The sequence below is a fragment of the Dactylosporangium sucinum genome, from assembly GCF_014647515.1.
Taxonomy (GTDB): domain Bacteria; phylum Actinomycetota; class Actinomycetes; order Mycobacteriales; family Micromonosporaceae; genus Dactylosporangium; species Dactylosporangium sucinum.
Map to the genome: position 1 here is coordinate 27,572 of NZ_BMPI01000066.1, position 17,592 is coordinate 45,163.

General features: G+C 74.3%; 14 protein-coding genes. 7 read left to right on the forward strand and 7 right to left on the reverse strand.

Annotation, left to right across the window (positions count from 1 at the left end; genetic code table 11):
• Positions 1 to 634: 634 nt before the first annotated feature.
• Positions 635 to 1,297: a hypothetical protein gene (locus IEZ31_RS44000; RefSeq protein ID WP_190256094.1), complete on the reverse strand. Its 663-nt coding sequence runs from the start codon at positions 1,295 to 1,297 to the stop codon at positions 635 to 637.
• Between the two features lie 167 nt (positions 1,298 to 1,464).
• On the opposite strand from IEZ31_RS44000, the gene IEZ31_RS44005 reads away from it, so the two are divergent.
• Complete coding sequence (locus tag IEZ31_RS44005) at positions 1,465 to 2,568, forward strand: cellulose binding domain-containing protein (RefSeq protein ID WP_190256095.1); 1,104 nt, start codon at positions 1,465 to 1,467, stop codon at positions 2,566 to 2,568.
• A 2-nt stretch (positions 2,569 to 2,570) separates the two neighbouring features.
• Here IEZ31_RS44005 and IEZ31_RS44010 read toward each other — a convergent pair whose 3' ends face one another.
• Positions 2,571 to 5,219, reverse strand: coding sequence for a putative bifunctional diguanylate cyclase/phosphodiesterase (locus tag IEZ31_RS44010; RefSeq protein WP_190256096.1), 2,649 nt, complete (start codon positions 5,217 to 5,219; stop codon positions 2,571 to 2,573).
• A gap of 73 nt (positions 5,220 to 5,292) precedes the next feature.
• Positions 5,293 to 6,699, reverse strand: a complete 1,407-nt coding sequence (locus IEZ31_RS44015) for a pyridoxal phosphate-dependent decarboxylase family protein (protein WP_190256097.1) — start codon at positions 6,697 to 6,699, stop codon at positions 5,293 to 5,295.
• 15 nt (positions 6,700 to 6,714) lie between these two features.
• Here IEZ31_RS44015 and IEZ31_RS44020 point away from each other — a divergent pair, with 15 nt between their 5' ends.
• From IEZ31_RS44020 to IEZ31_RS44040, 5 genes are all read left to right on the forward strand, one after another.
• Complete coding sequence (locus IEZ31_RS44020) at positions 6,715 to 7,839, forward strand: metallophosphoesterase (protein ID WP_190256098.1); 1,125 nt, start codon at positions 6,715 to 6,717, stop codon at positions 7,837 to 7,839.
• An 85-nt stretch (positions 7,840 to 7,924) separates the two neighbouring features.
• Positions 7,925 to 8,518 carry an RNA polymerase sigma factor gene (locus IEZ31_RS44025; protein ID WP_190256099.1) on the forward strand — a complete coding sequence of 198 codons (594 nt, stop codon included), beginning with the start codon at positions 7,925 to 7,927 and terminating at the stop codon, positions 8,516 to 8,518.
• Positions 8,515 to 8,964: a carboxypeptidase regulatory-like domain-containing protein gene (locus tag IEZ31_RS44030; protein WP_190256100.1), complete on the forward strand. Its 450-nt coding sequence runs from the start codon at positions 8,515 to 8,517 to the stop codon at positions 8,962 to 8,964. Before IEZ31_RS44025 ends, IEZ31_RS44030 begins: the two co-directional genes overlap by 4 nt.
• Before the next feature lie 23 nt (positions 8,965 to 8,987).
• The gene (locus IEZ31_RS44035) at positions 8,988 to 10,523 is read left to right on the forward strand and encodes a S8 family peptidase (RefSeq protein WP_190256101.1); all 1,536 of its coding nucleotides are present in this window, start codon (positions 8,988 to 8,990) and stop codon (positions 10,521 to 10,523) included.
• 33 nt (positions 10,524 to 10,556) lie between these two features.
• On the forward strand, positions 10,557 to 13,202 hold the full coding sequence (locus IEZ31_RS44040) for a CHAT domain-containing protein (RefSeq protein WP_190256102.1): 2,646 nt from the start codon (positions 10,557 to 10,559) through the stop codon (positions 13,200 to 13,202).
• Positions 13,203 to 13,209: 7 nt separating this feature from the next.
• On the opposite strand, the gene IEZ31_RS44045 is transcribed toward IEZ31_RS44040, so the two are convergent.
• The gene (locus tag IEZ31_RS44045) at positions 13,210 to 13,644 is read right to left on the reverse strand and encodes a hypothetical protein (RefSeq protein ID WP_190256103.1); all 435 of its coding nucleotides are present in this window, start codon (positions 13,642 to 13,644) and stop codon (positions 13,210 to 13,212) included.
• Positions 13,645 to 13,715: 71 nt separating this feature from the next.
• On the opposite strand from IEZ31_RS44045, the gene IEZ31_RS44050 reads away from it, so the two are divergent.
• Positions 13,716 to 14,312, forward strand: a complete 597-nt coding sequence (locus IEZ31_RS44050; RefSeq protein ID WP_190256104.1) for a hypothetical protein — start codon at positions 13,716 to 13,718, stop codon at positions 14,310 to 14,312.
• On the opposite strand, the gene IEZ31_RS44055 is transcribed toward IEZ31_RS44050, so the two are convergent.
• The 3 genes from IEZ31_RS44055 to IEZ31_RS44065 are packed head-to-tail and all read right to left on the reverse strand — an operon-like array spanning position 14,252 to position 17,393.
• Positions 14,252 to 15,175 (reverse strand): carbohydrate ABC transporter permease, encoded by a 924-nt coding sequence (locus IEZ31_RS44055; protein ID WP_190256122.1) that lies wholly within the window; start codon positions 15,173 to 15,175, stop codon positions 14,252 to 14,254. The two genes, IEZ31_RS44050 and IEZ31_RS44055, sit on opposite strands and share 61 nt — an antisense overlap.
• 5 nt (positions 15,176 to 15,180) lie before the next feature.
• On the reverse strand, positions 15,181 to 16,149 hold the full coding sequence (locus IEZ31_RS44060; RefSeq protein ID WP_229836753.1) for a carbohydrate ABC transporter permease: 969 nt from the start codon (positions 16,147 to 16,149) through the stop codon (positions 15,181 to 15,183).
• Entirely contained in the window at positions 16,146 to 17,393 is a 1,248-nt protein-coding gene (locus tag IEZ31_RS44065) for an ABC transporter substrate-binding protein (RefSeq protein WP_190256105.1), read from the reverse strand. Before IEZ31_RS44065 ends, IEZ31_RS44060 begins: the two co-directional genes overlap by 4 nt.
• Positions 17,394 to 17,592: the final 199 nt, after the last annotated feature.

Here is a 17,592-nt window from a genome sequence, read left to right on the forward strand (position 1 = left end):
ACACGCGACCGGGCCGTCCCAACCCGTCCTCCACCCACGCCGAACCGCACGACACCCACCACCGAACCGCACGACACCCACCACCGAACTGGCCGCGACCCACCGCACAGACGTTGGTCGATCCACCCTCGCCCGCCGAGATCAACACCAGGGCAGATCGACCAACGTCTGTTCGACGGCGAGCCGAGATCAGCATCCGCGCGCCACAAACCACGACCACACCACGGCCGCTCGCAACACCGTCGCGCGGCAGGGGGCAAGATCGGCGTCCGGGCGCCACAGACCACGATCACACCGAGGCCACACGCAACCGGTGCACGGTCAGGCCGAGATCGGTGCCCGCGCGCCACAGACCGCGATCACAATCGGGCCCCGCACAAGACCGGCCGCCGCCAAGCCTGCCCCGCCAAGCCTGCCCCGCCCAGGGTTCCGCTCCCGCTCAAACGCTCGGCACCCGCCGCCGAGCCGACCCTCACCAGGACGGGCGCCCGGACATTTCGGAAATGCCGGAATCACCCGCCGTGGTTCGGGCGGGCGGAGGCGAGGGCGGCCGCCCGCACCATGATCGATGGAAGCATCTGGTCGTCGGGACAGCCAGATGCTTCCCTCGATCATGGACAGCAGCGGCAGGGGGTCAGACGCGGTCGTACTGGGCCGAGGCCGTGGTGTCGGTCAGGGACTGGGTCTTCCACGAGTTGGGCAGGCACGTGTACGGCTGCGGGTTGTTGTGCGGCTCGACCCTGGTCTTCTCGGCCTGCTTGCCGTCGACCGTGATCGTCAGCTCCACCGTGCTGCCCGTGGAGACGAACAGGAGCTGGCCGTCCTGCGTCTTCAGGGTCCACTCGTTCGTGCCCGTGAACGTCAGGTCGACGCCGCGGCCGTCGTCGGTGCGGCCGCTGTAGCGGGTCGAGGTGAAGTCCTCCGTCGCCCTGCCGTCGGCCGTGATGCGCCACAGGCGGCCGCTGCCGGTCACCCGGACCGTGCCGAGCGGCTTGTTCTTCCCGTCGCTGACGGAGGAGAGGTCCATCGTCGCCCCGTACTGCGACTGGCGCCAGTTCCCGATCAGGCACGTGTCGACCGGGCCGGACCGGGTGGTCGGGGCCGACGCGGCCGGGGTCGCGGTCGAGCCGTCACCCCGGCGGACGGCGATCACCACGATGATGGCGACCACCAGGACCACCAGCAGCGAGAGGCTGGCGATCAGGGCAACGGCCACCGTGTTGCGCCGCGGCGGCGGGGGTGGCGGCGGCGCGTAGTACTGCGGCTGTTGCTGGTGGCCGCTGCTCCACTGCGTCATGGTTCCTCCCCCGTAACCACCCGTTCGGCGTAGAGGATGTCACACCCGTGCCCGTGAAACGTTCACAGGCGGGCCGCAGGTCACGGTGAAGGCCGGCGCCGATCCATTGAGCGATGTCGACCCCGCTGGAACACTCCCCCGGCAACGTCCGTCCGGAGGGAGCCCACATGCGCCGCCTCGTCGTCGCGCTCGCCGCGGTCATCGCCGCCGCGGCCGCGACCGTGTTCATGGCCCTGCCCAACGCCTCCGCGGCCACGCCGGTGCGGATCATGCCGCTCGGCGACTCGATCACCGGCAACCCGGGCTGCTGGCGCGCGCTGCTGTGGCAGGCCCTGCAGAACGGCGGGTACACGAACATCGACTTCGTCGGCACCCAGCCGCCGCAGGGCTGCGGGATCGCCTACGACGGCGACGGCGAGGGCCACGGCGGCGCGCTCGTCACCGACGTCGCCAACCAGAACCTGCTGCCCGGCTGGCTCTCGGCGACCCACCCGGACATCGTGCTCATGCACTTCGGCACCAACGACGTGTGGAGCAACCGGTCGACGGACACGATCCTCGCCGCGTACTCCAAGCTCGTGGACCAGATGCGGGCGTCCAACCCCGCGATGCGCGTCCTCGTCGCCCAGATCATCCCGGTCGACCCGCCGAGCTGCCCCGAGTGCGCGGCCCGCACGGTCGCGCTGAACAACGCGATCCCCGGCTGGGCGGCCGGCAAGACCACCGCCGCGTCGCCGATCACGGTCGTCGACCAGTGGACCGGCTGGAGCTCGGCCACCGACACCGGCGACGGCGTGCACCCGAACGACTCCGGCATCCGCAAGATGGCCGACAAGTGGTACCCGCCGCTGACGAGGGCGCTCGGCGGGGTCCAGCCGTCGCCGAGCGCGAGCAGCGCGAGCCCGAGTCGCAGCCCCAGCGCCAGCCCGAGCGCCAGCGCCAGCGCCAGCAGCGCCAGCGCCAGCAGCGGCAGCGCCGCGTGTGCCGCGACGTACAAGGTCGTCGGGCAGTGGCCGGGCGGGTTCCAGGGCGAGGTCACCGTCCGCAACAGCGGCAGCAAGGCCATCACCGCCTGGACCACCCGGTTCACCTACGCCGCCGGCGAGCTGGTCCAGCAGTCGTGGGGCACGACGCTCACCCAGAGCGGCGCGACCGTGACCGCCGTGAACGCGCCGTGGAACGGCGCGCTCGCGCCGAACGCGACGACCACCTACGGGTTCATCGGGAGCGGCACCAGCGGTACCCCGGCCGTGACCTGCACCGGCAGCTGACCTCACGCCGGCGCGAACGCCCCGCGGGACAGCAGCGCCCCGAACTCCCCGGCCGGCACCGCCCGGGAGAAGTGGAAGCCCTGCCCGATCGGGCAGCCCAGGCGGCGCAGCTCGGCCGCCTGGGCCGCGTCCTCGATGCCCTCGGCCACCACCTGGAGGCCGAGGGCATCGGCGAGGTCCAGGATCGCCCGGGCGAGCGCCGACTGGCCGGGGCCGAACGCGACGCCGTCGACGAACGGCTTCGGGATCTTCAGGATGTCGATCGGGAACGACTGCAGCCGGGACAGCGACGAGTAGCCGGTGCCGAAGTCGTCCACGGCGAGCCGCACGCCGAGCGCCTTGAGCTCCGCGAGGCGGCTCGCGGCCACCTCGTGGTCCTCGCTCAGCAGCGACTCGGTGATCTCCAGGGTCAGCGACTCGGGCGGGAGTCCACTGTGGAGGAGGGTCTGCCGCACGTACAGGCCGACGGCCGGGTCCTGGACCTGCCGGGGTGAGAGGTTGACGCTGATGCGCAGCGGTACCGGATGCTGCCACGCCGCCGCGGCCCGGCACGCCGTGTTGAGCACCGCGTAGCCGAGCGGCAGGATCAGGCCCGTCTCCTCGGCGACCGGGATGAACCGGTCCGGCGGGATCGGGCCCTTCTCCGGGTGCGTCCAGCGGACCAGGGCCTCGGCGCCGACGATCGCGCCGCCGGCCAGGTCGACCAGCGGCTGGTAGTACACCTGGAGCTCATGCCGCTCGATGGCGCCACGCAGGTCCTCGGCCAGGTCCAGCTTCTCCACGAGACCGGCGTGCATGCTCGGGGCGAAGTACGCGTAGCGGTTGCGGCCCCGCCGCTTGGCCATGTGCATCGCCACGTCCGCGTCCCGCAGCAACTCGTCGGCGTCGGGCAGGCGGTCGGGGTCGGGCAGCGCGATGCCGACGCTCGCGGTCGGCTGGATCTCCCGCCCGCCGACGGACAGCGGGCTGCGCAGCGCGGCGAGGACCCGCTCGGCGACCCGCGCGGCCTCGGCGGCGTCGTCGAGGTGCTCCAGGAGCATGGCGAACTCGTCGCCGCCGAGCCGCGCGGCGGTGTCGGCCGAGCGCAGGCACGAGCGCAGCCGGTCGGCGGTCGCCCGCAGCAGCGCGTCGCCCGCCGCCCGGCCCAGCGAGTCGTTGATGGTCTTGAAGTCGTCGAGGTCGACGACCAGGACGGCGAGGCTGCGGTACGGGCTGCCGCGCCGCTCGAGCGCGTGGTGCACCCGGTCGGCGAGCAGGGCGCGGTTCGCCAGCCCCGTCAGCCCGTCGTGGAACGCCTGGTGGGTGAGCTGCTCCTCGAGGGCCTTGCGCTCGGTGACGTCGCGGGTGGTGAAGAGGTACCCCGAGAGGTCGCGGTCGTCCACCACCCGCCCGACCGTCTCCGTCACGACGTACTCGCCGGACGCCCGGCGCAGCCGGCACTCGATCGGCCCGACCCGCCCGCCCTGCGCCCCGGTGTCGATGAGCACGCCGACCCGGTCCCGGTCGTCGGGGTGCACGAGCGCGAGCAGCGACGTGCCGATCAGCTCGTGCGGGGAGCGGCCGAGCAGCTGCGCCACCGACGGCGTCACGTACTGCACGACCGCGTCGCTGCGGCAGATCGACAGCACGTCGGTGACCTGCTCGGTGAGCCGCTGGAACCGCCCCTCGGCCCGCTGCCGGTGCCCCTCCCGCAGCGCCGCGACGAGGTCGGCCATCCGCACCAGCACGAGCACGAACAGGACGGACGACGCGGTGAGGAACACGGCCAGCTCGGTCGCCGGCGCCGACTTGATCGTGACGACGACCGGGATGAGCAGGGCGGCGACGGCGAGCAGCACGGCGAACCGGCCGCTGCTCAGCCGCGCGGCGGCCTCGGGCAGCGGCTCGTCCATCCGGCGCATCCGCGGGTGCAGCGCGGCGCAGCCGATGCCGAGGTAGAACGCGATCCAGCCGGCGTCGACCCAGGACCCGGCGCGGAACTCGCCGTTCAGCGACTGCCAGGTGTAGACGGCGTCGGTCGCCAGCAGCGCGACGAGGCTCGCGAACAGCAGCCGGAAGGGGGTGCCCCCGGCGCCCCGCCCGCCGCCGAGCCGGGCCAGGACGGCCAGGACCAGCACGTCGCCGAGCGGGTAGGCGATGGTGATGAGCCGCTCGCCGGTGGCGACGGTCGGCCTGCTGAGGTACGGCTCGATGAGAAACACCCAGGTCAGCAGGGCCAGGCCGACCGTGACGATGGTGCCGTCGAGCAGCGCCGCGCGGTCCCCGCCGGGGCTCTGCCGGCGCACGATGACGGCGAGCGCGGCGGCGAGGGCGGGGTACAGCATGAGGTAGAAGACGTCGGCCAGGGCCGGCCCGGTGGAGGCCGAGCCGTCGACGAGCTGCGGCCAGTAGAACAGCGCCTCACCGACCGCGTAGGACGCGAGGCCCCCGGCGGCGAGCAGCCACGGCAGCGGTCGCGGCGGCCGGTGCCGCGCGACCCCGACCAGGATGGCGGCCACCGAGGACAGCGCGACGGCCGTCCACAGCACGGTCTTGAGCGGCGAGTCGGGCGTGAGGTAGTACCCGACGCTCAGCGCCACACCGGCGGCGACATAGGCCCTGAGCAGCACGCAGTTCCAATCGGCCGCGTGTTGCTCGGGTTTACCCCGCACTGCGCCGATCTTGCAGTTGTGGTGCCTCGCAAACCGGACATCCTGGGAGGGTCGCGGCACCACAACTGCAAGATCAACGCAATTGGGCGGCCAGGTCGCGGACGACCGACACCAGCAGGTCCAGGTCGGGCTCCGTGGTGCGCCAGTTGCTGATCGCGGGGCGCAGCGCGGCGCGGCCGTCGTGCACCGTGCCGCCGGCGTAGACGCGGCCGTCGTCGAGCAGCGCCTCCGCAAGGCGGCGGTTCAGGTCGTCGAGTGCGGGCTCGCTGAGGCCGGGCGGGCGGTAGCGGAAGCAGACCACGTTGAGCGGGACGTCGGCGAGCCGCTCCAGGTCGGGCGCGGCGTCGACCACCGCCGCCAGGTACCCGGCCAGGTCGCAGTGGCGCTCGACCATCGCCCGGTAGCCGTCGCGGCCGTAGGCGGCCAGGGTGGCCCAGATCGGCAGCGCCCGCGCGCGGCGGGACGACTCGGGGCCGAGCAGTCCGAAGCCGCCGCGCGGGTCGTCGGGGCCGGGCAGGTACGGGGCGCCGGGCATACCGAACGCGGCGCCCAGCCGGGACGGGTCGCGGACCAGCACGAACCCGCTCTCGTACGGCACGTTGAGCCACTTGTGCGCGTCGGCGGCGACCGAGTCGGCCCGCTCGACGCCGGCGGTGAGGTGCGCGGTGCGCGGGGACAGGGCCGCGAACAGCCCGAACGCGCCGTCGACGTGTAGCCACGCGCCGTGCGACGCGGCCAGGTCGGCGAGGTCCGCGAGCGGGTCGAAGGCGCCCGCGTTCGGCTCGCCGGCGGTTGCGATGATCACCGCGGGGGCGCCGCCCAGCGCGGCGAGGCGGCGGCCGAGGGCGGCCGGGCCGGCGAAGACCTCGGCGGTGTCCTTGCCGTGGCCGATGAGCTGCAGCGCCTTGCGGGCGCTCGGGTGCAGCAGGCCGGTCGCGAGCACCGGCATGCGCGGCAGCCCGGCCAGGCCGTCGGCGGCCAGGTCGGCACCGTGCCGCTCGGCCCACCAGTGGGTGGCCAGGGTCAGGCCGGCGACGTTGGCGAAGGTGGCGCTGGCGGTCAGGGCGCCGCCCCAGCCCTCCGGCAGGCCGAACAGCTGGCGCAGCCAGTCGAGGGCGACCCGCTCGGCGGCGTCGGCGAACCGCGACGACGCCTTCACGAACGCGTTCTGGTCGAGCAGGGACACCACCCAGTCGGCGGCGAGCGCGGCCGGGGTCGACCCGCCGATGACGAAGTGGAAGAACCGCGGGCCGGCCGAGGCGGTGGCGGTCGCGGTGCCGACCCGCAGCAGCTCCTCGACGGCCGCCGCGGTGCCCCGGCCGGTCTCCGGCAGCGGGCCGCCGAGCCGGTCGAGCAGCGGCTCGGCCGCCCGGTCGTACACCAGCCGGTCGGCGAGCGTCCCGAAGAACGGGCCGGCCGCGTCGTACACCTGTCGCAGCGCAGGCAGCGCCTCATCGCGTTCGTGCAGTGGATCCGCCATGCGCAACACTGTGGCATGTTCTTCGCCGCCGCTGTGCTGATCGTCGTCGCGATCCTGCACTGGTACCTCTGGCTGCGCCTGGTCCGCGCCGTCACCACCAGCGCGAGGGCGCGCCGGGCCGGCCGGTGGGTGTTCGCCGGGCTCGGCCTGCTGCTGGCGGTGACGGCGGTGGGCAACCGGGCGCTGCCCCGGCGGTACGAGCCGATCCTGGAACGCGTCGTGGCCTGGCCGGGCTACGTCTGGCTCGCGCTCTGCGCCTACCTGGCCCTGGCGCTGCTGGCCCTGGAGCTGCCCGTCCTGCTCGCGGCCCGCCTGCCGGCAAGGGTCGACGAGCACCGCCGCCTGCTCATCGCGAGAGGCACCGCCATCACCGCCGGGCTGGCCGCCGCGGCCGTCACCGGCACCGGGATGGCGACCGCGCTCGGGCCGCCCCGCACCCGGCGGGTCCAGGTGCCCCTCGCCCGGCTCCCCCGCCGCCTCGACGGTCTGCGGGTCGCGCTGGTCTCCGACATCCACCTCGGCCCGCTGCTCGGCCGGGCGCACACCGAGCGGGTCGTGCGGGCGGTGAACGCGCTGGACGCCGACGTGGTCGCGGTCGTCGGGGATCTCGTCGACGGCACCGTCGAAACGCTCGGCAAGGCCGCGGAGCCCCTCCGCGACCTGCGCAACGCCTATTTCGTGACCGGCAACCACGAGTACTTCTCCGGCCACGAGGCCTGGATCGAGGAGGTCGGCGAGCTGGGCCTGCGGGTCCTGCGCAACGAGCGGGTCGAGCTCGACGAGCTGTACCTCGCCGGGGTCAACGACGCCACCGGCGGCACGGTCGGCGACCCGCCCGACTACGACCGGGCACTCGGCGGCCGCGACCCGGCCCGCCCGACCGTCCTGCTCGCCCACCAGCCGGTCCAGGCCCTGGAGGCGGCCCGGCGGGGTGTCGGCCTGCAGCTGTCCGGCCACACGCACGGCGGCCAGCTGTGGCCGTTCGGCCTGTTCGTCCGGGCGTCGCAGCCGATCGTCGGCGGGCTGGGCGAGGTCGGCGGGATGCCGGTGTACGTGACAAACGGCGCCGGCTTCTGGGGACCGCCCGTGCGGGTCGGCGCGCCGCCCGACGTCACCCTCGTGGAGCTGCGCTCGCCGTGAAGAAGTTCGCCCCGGTGCGTATCAGGGCGTCCCGCGTCCCCTCTTGACCGTAGAACTCCGGGCAGGGGGCGAGGAGGAGGACCGGATGACGGTGCCGGCGGCGGACAGCGCCACCCCGTGGATCGACGCCACCGACGCGTTCCTCGCGTGGCGCGACGACGGCGACCCGGACGGCCTCGACCGGCTCGTCCGCCTGCTCACCCCGCCGCTGTGGCACATCGTGCGCGGCTACGGCCTGGACCGCGACGCGGCCGAGGACACCATCCAGTCGACCTGGCTGGCGCTCGTGCGCGGCGCCGGCGGGATCCGCGAGCCGCAGGCCGTGTGGCGGTGGATCACGCTCACGGCCCGGCGCGAGGCGTGGCGGGTGGCCGGCCAGGGCCGCCAGGAGCAGCCCGTCGAGCTCTCCACGGTGGACGACCTCACCCCGCCCGCGCCCGGGCCGGAGCCGGACGTGCTCACCGGCGATGAGGCGCGGCGGCTGTGGCGGCACGTGGCGACGCTGCCGGACCGCTGCCGCCGGCTGCTGCGGATCATCGCGTTCGCCGACCGGCCGGGGTACGCGACGCTGGCGGCGGAGCTCGCGATGCCGGTCGGCGCGATCGGCCCGACCCGCGGCCGCTGCCTGGAGAAGCTGCGCCGCCGGCTCGACGACGACCCCGAATGGAGCACGCCATGACCCCCGCCGAACAGCTGCTGATGGACCGGCTCCGGGGGATGTGGCAGCGGCTCGACCCGGTCCCCGGCGACCTCGCCGAGCGGGTGCTGTTCCGGCTCGCGCTGGAGGACCTCGACGTCGAGATCATGGCGCCGCAGCGGATGCCGGTCGGGTCCGGGGCGCGCGGCCCCGAGCGCGCCTCCACGATCTCGTTCACGTCCTCCGAGCTGACGGTCATGGTGACCGTCTCCGCCGACGGCCGGCACCGGCGCCTCGACGGCTGGCTGACCCCGGCCGCGGCGCTGCGCGTCCAGCTGCACACCCGCGACGTCGTCCACGAGGCCAACGCCGACAAGGACGGCCGGTTCGCGTTCGGCCGCATCCCCGAGGGGCTCGTCCACCTGGTCGTCGAGCCCGCGGCGGCCCGCCTGGACCGGCCCGTGATCACGCCCGCGTTCACCCTGTAACCACCGCATTGGAGTGCAGGCACATGGTGCAGTACCACCACGACGACCGCCCCCGCGGCGACTTCGACCCGGCGTTCCCCTCCGCCGGGCGCCTCGCCCGCGGCGGCGCCCGCGTGCTCGACCCGGTGACCGCGACGCGGCTGCCGGACCAGGTCATCCGCCCGACCGTGTACGCCGGCGACCAGCTGCTCGTCGCGGCCGGCAACCGGGTCGCGCAGCAGCTCGTGCGGGCCGCCGCGGCCGACCTCGGCCTGCGGGCGGTCCCGGTCGAGACCACCGGCCCGACCGGCGCGGCGCTGCTGCGGTTCGTGCCGTCGTCCGCGGCGGCGGTCGACGCCTGGCAGGTCCGCCAGCGGGCGGCGGCCCGGGCCGAGGGCGTCGAGCAGCGCGAGGCGCTGCGCGACATCCAGCTCAACCACATGCTGTTCGTCGGGCGGCAGAACGTGCCGCTGCCCTACGACTCGCCGCAGCCGTACGACTCGCCCCAGCCCTACGGCGAGGAGGGCCTCTACGCCGACCTCGCGTACGCCGGCCCGCGCCCGGTGGCCCTCACGATGGCGCCGCCGGCCCGCCACACCGTGCCGAACGGGCACCGGCGGCCGGTCGTCGCGGTGATCGACACCGGCTGCGGCCCGCACCCGTGGCTCGACAAGCTGGTCACGCACCGGACCCTCCAGCGGCGCCCGAACCGGCCGGCGCCGGAGCAGATCAACCCGCTCGGCGAGTACTACGGGGACATCAGCGGCCCGCTCGACGGGCGCCGCGACCCGCTCGCCGGGCACGGCACGTTCATCTGCGGGCTGATCCACATGGCCTGCCCCGACGCCGACATCCTGTCGCTGCCGATCGTGCGGTCCAACGGGTTCATCGGCGAGCACGACCTGATCCTGGCGCTGGAGGAGCTGGCCATCCTGATGGACCAGGGCCAGCGCATCGACGTGGTTTCGGTGTCCATGGGGTACTACCACGAGTCCCCGAAGGACGCGACCGACTGGGATCCGCTGGTGCTGGCGCCGATCCGCGAGCTGAACCGGCGCGGCGTCGTCGTGGTCGCGGCGGCCGGCAACGACGGCACGACCCGGGAGATGTACCCGGCGGCCTTCGCCGGTCAGCAGTGGGCCAAGGCGGGCGGCCCGAGGCCGGAGCCGGCGCTGCTGGTGAGCACCGGCGCGCTGAACCCGGACGGCCGGTCGGTGGCGCTGTTCAGCAACGGCGGCTCGTGGGTCACGGGGTGGCAGCGCGGCGCGGCCGTGGTGAGCACGATGCCGACGACGCTGCAGAACAGCCTCCAGCCGGCGGTGCGCACGCTCGACCCGTCCGGGCAGCCGCGGGCGACGGTCGACGGGGACTCGTTCACGTCGGGGTTCGCGGTCGCCTCCGGTACCTCGTACGCGACGCCCGTCATGGCCGGGCGCATCGCCGCGGCGCTGCTGCACCTGGACCAGGGCGGCATCCGCCGGCTCGGCGACAGGAGCCACCAGGGGCAGGACGCGCTGCGCAAGGCGGTACCGATCGTGCTCAGGTGGGCGCCGTTCCCGTTCCTGAGCCCGGACGCTTGACCCGCCACCACCTAGGGCCACCACAATGGCACCGTGGGTGGCGTCACGGCCGCGGAGCTGCATCAGCGCGCGCAGACGGAGACCGAGCGGGGCCGGCACGCCGCGGCCCGCCGGCTGCTGCACCGCGCGCTGGCGCTGGACGCCACCCCGGAGGAGCTGGCCGGCGTCCTGATCACGCTGGCGTACCACGAGGCCGAGCGCCGCGGGCCGGCCGCGGGCATCGAGCTGCTCGACCGCACCGACGCCCTGCCCGGCCTGCCGCGGCGCCTGCGTGGCCGGGCGGCCAGCCAGCGCGGCCTGCTGTTGCAGCGGGCCGGGCTGCTGGCCGAGGCGGCGGCCGTCTTCGACCGGGCGGTGGGCCTGCTCGACGAGGACGAGCCGGAGATCCTCTGCCGCAACCTGCTCAACCGCGGCCTGGTCCACATGCGCCGGGGCCGGCACGCGGCGGCCCGGGCCGACTTCGCCCGCTGCGCCGCCCTGGCCCGCCGGCACGGCCTGGAGGTCATCGCGGCCAAGGCGGCGCACAACTACGGCTACCTGTGCATGCTCTCCGGCGACCTGCCGACGGCCCTGCGCGTGATGGACGGCGTCCGCCACCTGCTGTCGAGCCAGTCCCGGGTGTTCGCGGGCGTGTACCACGCCGACCGCGCCCAGGTCCTCGTCGCCGCCGGCCTGTTCGGCGACGCCGACCGCGACCTCTCGCGCGCGGCCGAGCTGTTCGCCGCCGACGGCCGCCGGCAGGACCTGGCCGAGGCCGAGCTGAGCCGGGCCGAGCTGGCGCTGCTGGAGGAGCGCTGGCCCGACGCCCGGCTGCTGGCCGCCCGCGCCCGCCGCCGCTGCACCGGCCGCGGCGCCGTGGGCTGGGCCCTGCTGGCCGCCCACGTGGCGCTGGCGGCGGCGATCGGCGAGGGCCGCTCCCGCGGCGCCGCCGCTCGGGCCGTGGCGCTGGCCGACCGGCTGGCCGCCGAGGGCCTGGCCGACGAGGCCCGCCGCGCCCGCCTGACCGCCGCGACGGCCCTCCTCACCAGCACGCCTGCCCCCGCCGCCCATGAGCCGTCCGCAGCCGGAGCGGCGGATCGGGAGCGGTGGCGGCGGGCCGGTGTGCGGGCCGCCGCGGTGGCCGGGGAGGCGGTACGGTTGCGGGCCCGCGACCCGATCGCGACGCGGCTGCAGGCCCGCGGGGTGCGGGCCGCGCTCGCCGAGGCGCGCGGGGACGCCGCCGGGGCCGACCGGGAGCGGCGGGCGGCGCTCGCGGACCTGCATCGGTACCAGGCCTCGTTCGGGAGTCTCGACCTGCAGACCGCGGTCGGCAGCCACGCCCGGCGGCTCGCGGCCGACGGCCTGGCCAAGGCCGTCGCCGGCGGGCGGGCCGCGGCCGTGTTCGGGTGGGCGGAGCGGGCGCGGGCGCTGTCGGCGCGGCTGCCGCCCGTGCTGCCGCCGCCCGACGAGGAGGCCGCCCGGCTCCTGGAGGAGCTGCGGCACGCGCGGGCCGAGCTGCGCGGGCAGCTGCTGGCCGGGCGGGCCGACCCGCGGCTGCGGTCCCGGTGTGCGCGGCTGGAGCAGCAGGTGCGGCAGCGGTCGTGGTACACGCCCGGGCCCGCCCACACCACCGCCCCCGCGTCGCTCGGCGCCCTGCGGGAGCGGCTCGCGGCCGACGATGCCACGTTCGTCGCCCACCTGCTGGTGAGCGACGGCGCCACCGGCGGCCGGCGGCTCGCCGCGCTCGTCGTCACCGGGCGGCGGGAGACGCTGCTCGACCTCGGCGACGCCGAGCCCGCCCTGGAGGCGCACCGACGGCTGCGGCACGACCTGGACGCGCTCGCGCTCGACACGCTGCCCGAGCCGGTGCGCGCCACCGTCCGCGCGGCCAGCCGCTCCGCCCTGGCCCGGCTGGACCGGCTGCTGTGGGCGCCGCTGGTGGACGCGGTCGCCCCCGGGCCGCTGCTGCTGGCCCCGTCGGCGCCGCTCGCGCCGATCCCGTGGACGCTGCTGCCGGCGCTGCGCGGGCGGGCGGTGGCGGTCGTGCCGTCGGTGACCGCGTGGCTCGCCGCCCGGACCGGCCCGGCGCTGCCGGCCGCGCCGGTGGTGGCGCTGGCGGCCGGCCCGGGTGTGGCGCGGGCCGCGGAGGAGCTCAAGCTGCTCGCCGACGTGTGGTCCCCCAGCGGCGCTTCGGCGCACGACGCTGGTCGATCCGCCCTGGCCGGACGGGCCGAGCGTGCGGGTGCATCGACCAACGTCGCAGCGACGACCGCCGAGGTGCGCGCCGCGGCCGGGCGCGCGGACGTGCTGCACGTGGCCGCGCACGGTACGCACGAGCCGGACAACCCGCTGTTCTCGCACCTCGACCTGGCCGACGGGCCGCTGTTCGGCTACGACCTGGAGCGGCTGCCCCGGCTGCCCGCCCACGTGGTGCTGTCCGCCTGCGAGCTCGGCCTGGCCGGCGCCCGGCCGGGCGACGAGACGCTCGGCATGACCGTGGCGATGCTGCACAGCGGGGCACGCAGCGTCGTCGCGGGCGTGGCGCTGCTGTCCGACGCGGTGGCCTGCCGGGTCGCCCCGGCCCACCACGCCGGCCTGCGCCGCGGCCTGTCCCCGGCCGCGGCCCTGGCGGCCGCGATCGCCGCGCTGGGCCCGGACGAGGACGCACCCCCGCTGGTCTGCTTCGGCGCCGGCTGGTGAGTCCGGATCAGGGGGCGCCGTGAACGGCCCAGGGGACCGTCTTCAGTCCGCCGCGCTGGTTGATGCCCTCCTTGATGCGCTCCGCCGTGTCGTGCGAGATGCCCGGCGCCTCCCAGGTCGGCACCTCGACCGCGGTGGCCGTGTAGTCGCCCGAGCCGGTGTCGGTGTAGTCGATCCGCACCGCGGCCGGGCCGGTCGACGTTTCCAGCAGCAGGAACACCTGACCGTCCGGGTTGCCCAGCGGCGGCGTGTGGCGGCCGAGCGGCGTGCAGACCGACGCGCCGCCGAACGGGGACGCGCCCTGCGCCATCAGCTCGCACGCCTTCGGCGCCTCGCGGGCCAGGAACGCCGTGCGCCCCGGCAGGTCGAGCGCGAACACGGAGGCCACCGCGACCACGACGGCCGCGACGGCGACGACCGACCACCATCGGAGACGTTTCATGCGACATTGTGTAGCAGAAGCGCGTCGGCCTGCCGACAGCGCCGGTCGCCGGCGGGCCGCAGAATCGGATCATGGTACGAGCCGTCGCGCTGATCGCCGCGACCGCGGTCGTCTGGCTGGTGGCCGGGGCGGCGGGCGCGCTCGGGTCCTGGTGGTGGTGGGTGGTCGCGGCGGTGCCGACGGCCGCGCTGCTCGCCGCGCCGTTCCTGCTGTACTGGATCAGCAAGGGGCGCACCGGGCCCACCTGGGTCGCGTTCGCAGCCATGCTGGTGCTGGTGCCGACCGCGTACGCGGTGCCCGGCGACTGGTACCTGCGGCTGGCCGGCGACCCGGTGACCACCGTGGTCATGTCGGCGAGGTGCAGCGAGAACCGCGACGGACGGTGCCTGTACAACTACACGCTCGCCGACGTCGAGGGCGAGTACCGCGACACCGCCGAGTACCCGCCCGGGACGTCCCTGCAGGTCGTCACCGACCCGCGCGGCGTGTTCGGTCCCCGGCTCGCCGCCGACCTGGACGGCCGCGTCTTCGACATCGCCGCCGCCGTCGCCTTCGCGCTGTTCGCGGCGGCGGCGATCGCCGCCGCGCTGCTCGGCCGGACGCCGCATCAGTCCTGGAGCGTGCCCGCCAGCAGGCCCCGCATGAAGAAGCGGCCGAGGAGGACGTAGATCGCGAGCGTCGGCAGGCTGACCAGCAGGGCGCCCGCCATCGCCTGGCCGAACGGGATCGCCTGGCCGCCGGCCACGTTGTTCAGCGCGATGGTCACCGGCCACGAGTCGCGGCTGGTCATCATGGCGCCGAACATGAAGTCGTTCCAGGACGACGTGAACTGCCAGATGATGCTCACGGCGAAGGCCGGCTTGGCCAGCGGTACGGCCAGGTCGACGAAGGTGCGCAGGATCCCCGCGCCGTCGAGGCGGGCCGACTCCAGCAACGTGTTCGGCAGCCCCACGAAGTGGTTGCGGAAGATCAGCGTCGTGATCGGCAGGCCGTAGATGATGTGGATGAGCATCAGGCCGAACAGCCCGCCGCTGGGGTCGCCGCCGCCGCGCAGGCCGACCGAGGTCATGGTCTGCGCCACCGGGATGATGATCGCCTGGTAGGGCACGAAGATGCCGAACAGGATCAGCGGGAACACGACGTTGGCGAACGGGAAGCGGATCTTCGACAGCACGAACCCGTTGGCGCAGCCCAGCAGCGAGGACAGCAGCGAGGCCGGGATGGCCAGCGACAGGCTGTTGCGGAAGCCCGAGGACAGCTTCGGCCAGACCTCGCCGAAGTTCGTCAGCGAGAAGCTGGTCGGCAGCTCCCAGATGCGGGTCACGCTGACGTCGGCCGGGTTCTTGAACGAGGTCACGACCAGCACGTACACCGGCATGAGGAAGAACGCCGCGAGCGCCCACAGGGCGGCGTAGCGCAGCACCCGGTTCACGAACGGGGAGCGGATCCGCCGCTGCTGGGGCGCGGTTGCCAGCGGCTGCGGGATCCGCGGTTGCGTGTGCCGGGGAACGACGGCGGTTGCCCGTACCATCGCGGTCACCGCCTCTCCGTGCGCAGGGCGTACCAGACGTAGGGCCCGACGACCAGCGCCACGCCCAGGAGCAGCACGGTCGCGATCGTCGCGCCGCGGTCGTAGAAGCCGCCGTCGAAGGTGGTGAACCACATGTACAGCGACGGCGTGTCGATGCGCAGGTTGCCCTGGTCCAGCGCGTACAGCAGGTCGAACGCCTTCAGCGAGATGTGCACCATGATGAGCAGCGCGCTGAACATGACCGGCCGCAGCGCGGGCCGCACCACGTGCCAGAAGATCTGCGACTCGCTGGCCCCGTCGAGGCGGGCCGACTCGCGCAGGGTCTCGGGCACCCCGCGCATGCCGGCCAGGAACAGCGCCATGACGTAGCCCGACAGCGCCCACCCGGCGGGCAGCGCCACCGCGGCGATCGCCCACATCGAGTCGGACTTGTGCCAGTCGCTGCGCAGGAAGTCCAGCCCGGCGGCGGCGAAGAGCTTGTTGAGCCCGGCGGTGTCCTCACCGGTGCCGTTGTCCAGCAGCCAGCGCCACACGATCGCGGTCGCGATGAACGAGATGGCCATCGGGAAGAGGTACACGCCGCGGAAGAACGCCTCGCCGCGCACGCCCTTGTCGAGCAGCATCGCCATGAGGAAGCCGAGCAGCAGCGAGCCGGCGACGAACACGACGGTGAACACGATGAGGTTGCGCGCGTCGGCCCGGAACCGCTCGTCGCGCCACAGGTCCGCGTAGTTGTCGAGGCCGACGAAGTCGTACGACGGCGACAGCCCCTTCCACTCGGAGAACGAGACCCGCACGTTCCAGCCGAGGAAGCCGTAGACGAAGATCCCGATGAGGATCAGCGACGGCGAGACGAGCAGCAGGCCGGCGAGCCAGACCGGGCCGCGCTGCTTGCGGGGCTTGCGCTGCCGTTGCGGCGCAGGCGCGGCCGGGGCCTCCGAGGAGTGCCGCGGCACGTGGAGCGGAGCGGTCACTGCGTCTCCCGGAACTGCTGCTGCACGGTCCTGGCGAACTTGCCGAGGTCGCCGTGCTGGACGAAGAGGCCGAGCGCCGAGTCGATCTCGGCGTTGTAGGCGTTGTTCGCCACCACGCCGTGCGTCAGCGAGCCGACGATGCGGGTCTTCGGGTCGCGCCACTGTTGCAGCGCCCAGCCGAGGTATCCCTGGTACAGGGCGGCGTCGGCGTCGGTGCGCGCCGGAATCGAGCCCTTGAGCGGGTTGAACAGGTTCTGCCCGGCGGCCGAGCCGCACTCGACCAGCCACTTGCGGCTCAGGTCGGGCCGGCGGGCGCCGGTGGGCAGCGTGAACGAGTCGGACAGGAAGTCGTAGACGCCGTCGGTGCCGGGCGAGGCCACCGCCCCGTACGTCTCGCCGAACCTGAGCTTCTTGGTCTGCTCCAGGTAGTTCGACGCCCAGTCGCCCATGACGGCGTAGACGGCGGAGCCCTGCACCACGCGGTCGATCTGCGGCTGCCAGTCGCCCGAGGCCGACTTCACGTCGGACACGGCCAGCACCTTGGCGAACGTGTCGAGCGCGGAGCTCACCTGCGGCGTGGTCCAGGCGAGGTTGCCGTTGAACAGCGACTCGTAGCCGTTCGGGCCGAGCTCGCCGAGCAGCACCGTCTCCATGAGGTGCTTCTGCGTCCACTCCGGGCCGACGGCGAGCGCCACCTTGCCCTTGGCCTGGATGGCCTCGGCCTGCGCCAGGAACTCGGCCCAGTTCTTCGGCGGCTCCTGGATTCCCAGGTCCCGGAGGGTTTGCGGGTTGTACCACAACAGATTGGCCCGGTGGATGTTCACCGGCACCGCGTAGATCTTGCCGTCGATCGTCAGGTTGTCGAGCAGGCCCTTCGGGAAGACCTCGCGCCAGCCCTGTTCGTCGTAGAGGTCGGACACGTCGTGGACCTTGCCCGAGCGCACGTCGTCGAGCAGCTCCAGGCCGGCGTGGCGCTGGTAGGAGTCGGGCGGGTCGTTGGCCAGCAGGCGGCTGGCGAGGATCGCCTTGGCGTTGGAGCCGGCCCCGCCCGACACCGCCGCGTTGACGAACCGCACCCCCGGGTTGGCCGCCTCGAAGGCCTTCGCCATCGCGGCGAGGCCCTCCTCCTCACCGGGACCGGTCCACCAGGAGTACACCTCGAGCTGGTCGTTGCTGGCGCCGCGGATCGCGCACATCGACAGGCCCGCGAGCAGCGAGACGAGCAGGAGCGACGCGATCGCCAAGCGGCCTTTCCACACGTCGTTCCCTCCACAGGGTGCCCAGGAAACGCGCGCAGGCGGCGGCTACTCCATCCGGCGGGGCGGCGCGCGTATGTCGTGCACGGACCGTATTGCCTGCGGCGCACCGCTGGTGATGGCACCTCCGGTCCGTTACCGCACGTCGATTGGCCACTTACGACCGCCGTACGGATGAGCCTTCATC

Bases quoted from the DNA above. Each gene is read 5' to 3' on its own strand.
- IEZ31_RS44000 (WP_190256094.1), bottom strand. From the start codon at position 1,297: ATGACGCAGTGGAGCAGCGGCCACCAGCAACAGCCGCAGTACTACGCG.
- IEZ31_RS44015 (WP_190256097.1), bottom strand. From the start codon at position 6,699: ATGGCGGATCCACTGCACGAACGCGATGAGGCGCTGCCTGCGCTGCGA.
- IEZ31_RS44035 (WP_190256101.1), top strand. From the start codon at position 8,988: ATGGTGCAGTACCACCACGACGACCGCCCCCGCGGCGACTTCGACCCG.
- IEZ31_RS44020 (WP_190256098.1), top strand. From the start codon at position 6,715: ATGTTCTTCGCCGCCGCTGTGCTGATCGTCGTCGCGATCCTGCACTGG.
- IEZ31_RS44025 (WP_190256099.1), top strand. From the start codon at position 7,925: ATGACGGTGCCGGCGGCGGACAGCGCCACCCCGTGGATCGACGCCACC.
- IEZ31_RS44050 (WP_190256104.1), top strand. From the start codon at position 13,716: ATGGTACGAGCCGTCGCGCTGATCGCCGCGACCGCGGTCGTCTGGCTG.
- IEZ31_RS44045 (WP_190256103.1), bottom strand. From the start codon at position 13,644: ATGAAACGTCTCCGATGGTGGTCGGTCGTCGCCGTCGCGGCCGTCGTG.
- IEZ31_RS44030 (WP_190256100.1), top strand. From the start codon at position 8,515: ATGACCCCCGCCGAACAGCTGCTGATGGACCGGCTCCGGGGGATGTGG.
- IEZ31_RS44005 (WP_190256095.1), top strand. From the start codon at position 1,465: ATGCGCCGCCTCGTCGTCGCGCTCGCCGCGGTCATCGCCGCCGCGGCC.
- IEZ31_RS44055 (WP_190256122.1), bottom strand. From the start codon at position 15,175: ATGGTACGGGCAACCGCCGTCGTTCCCCGGCACACGCAACCGCGGATC.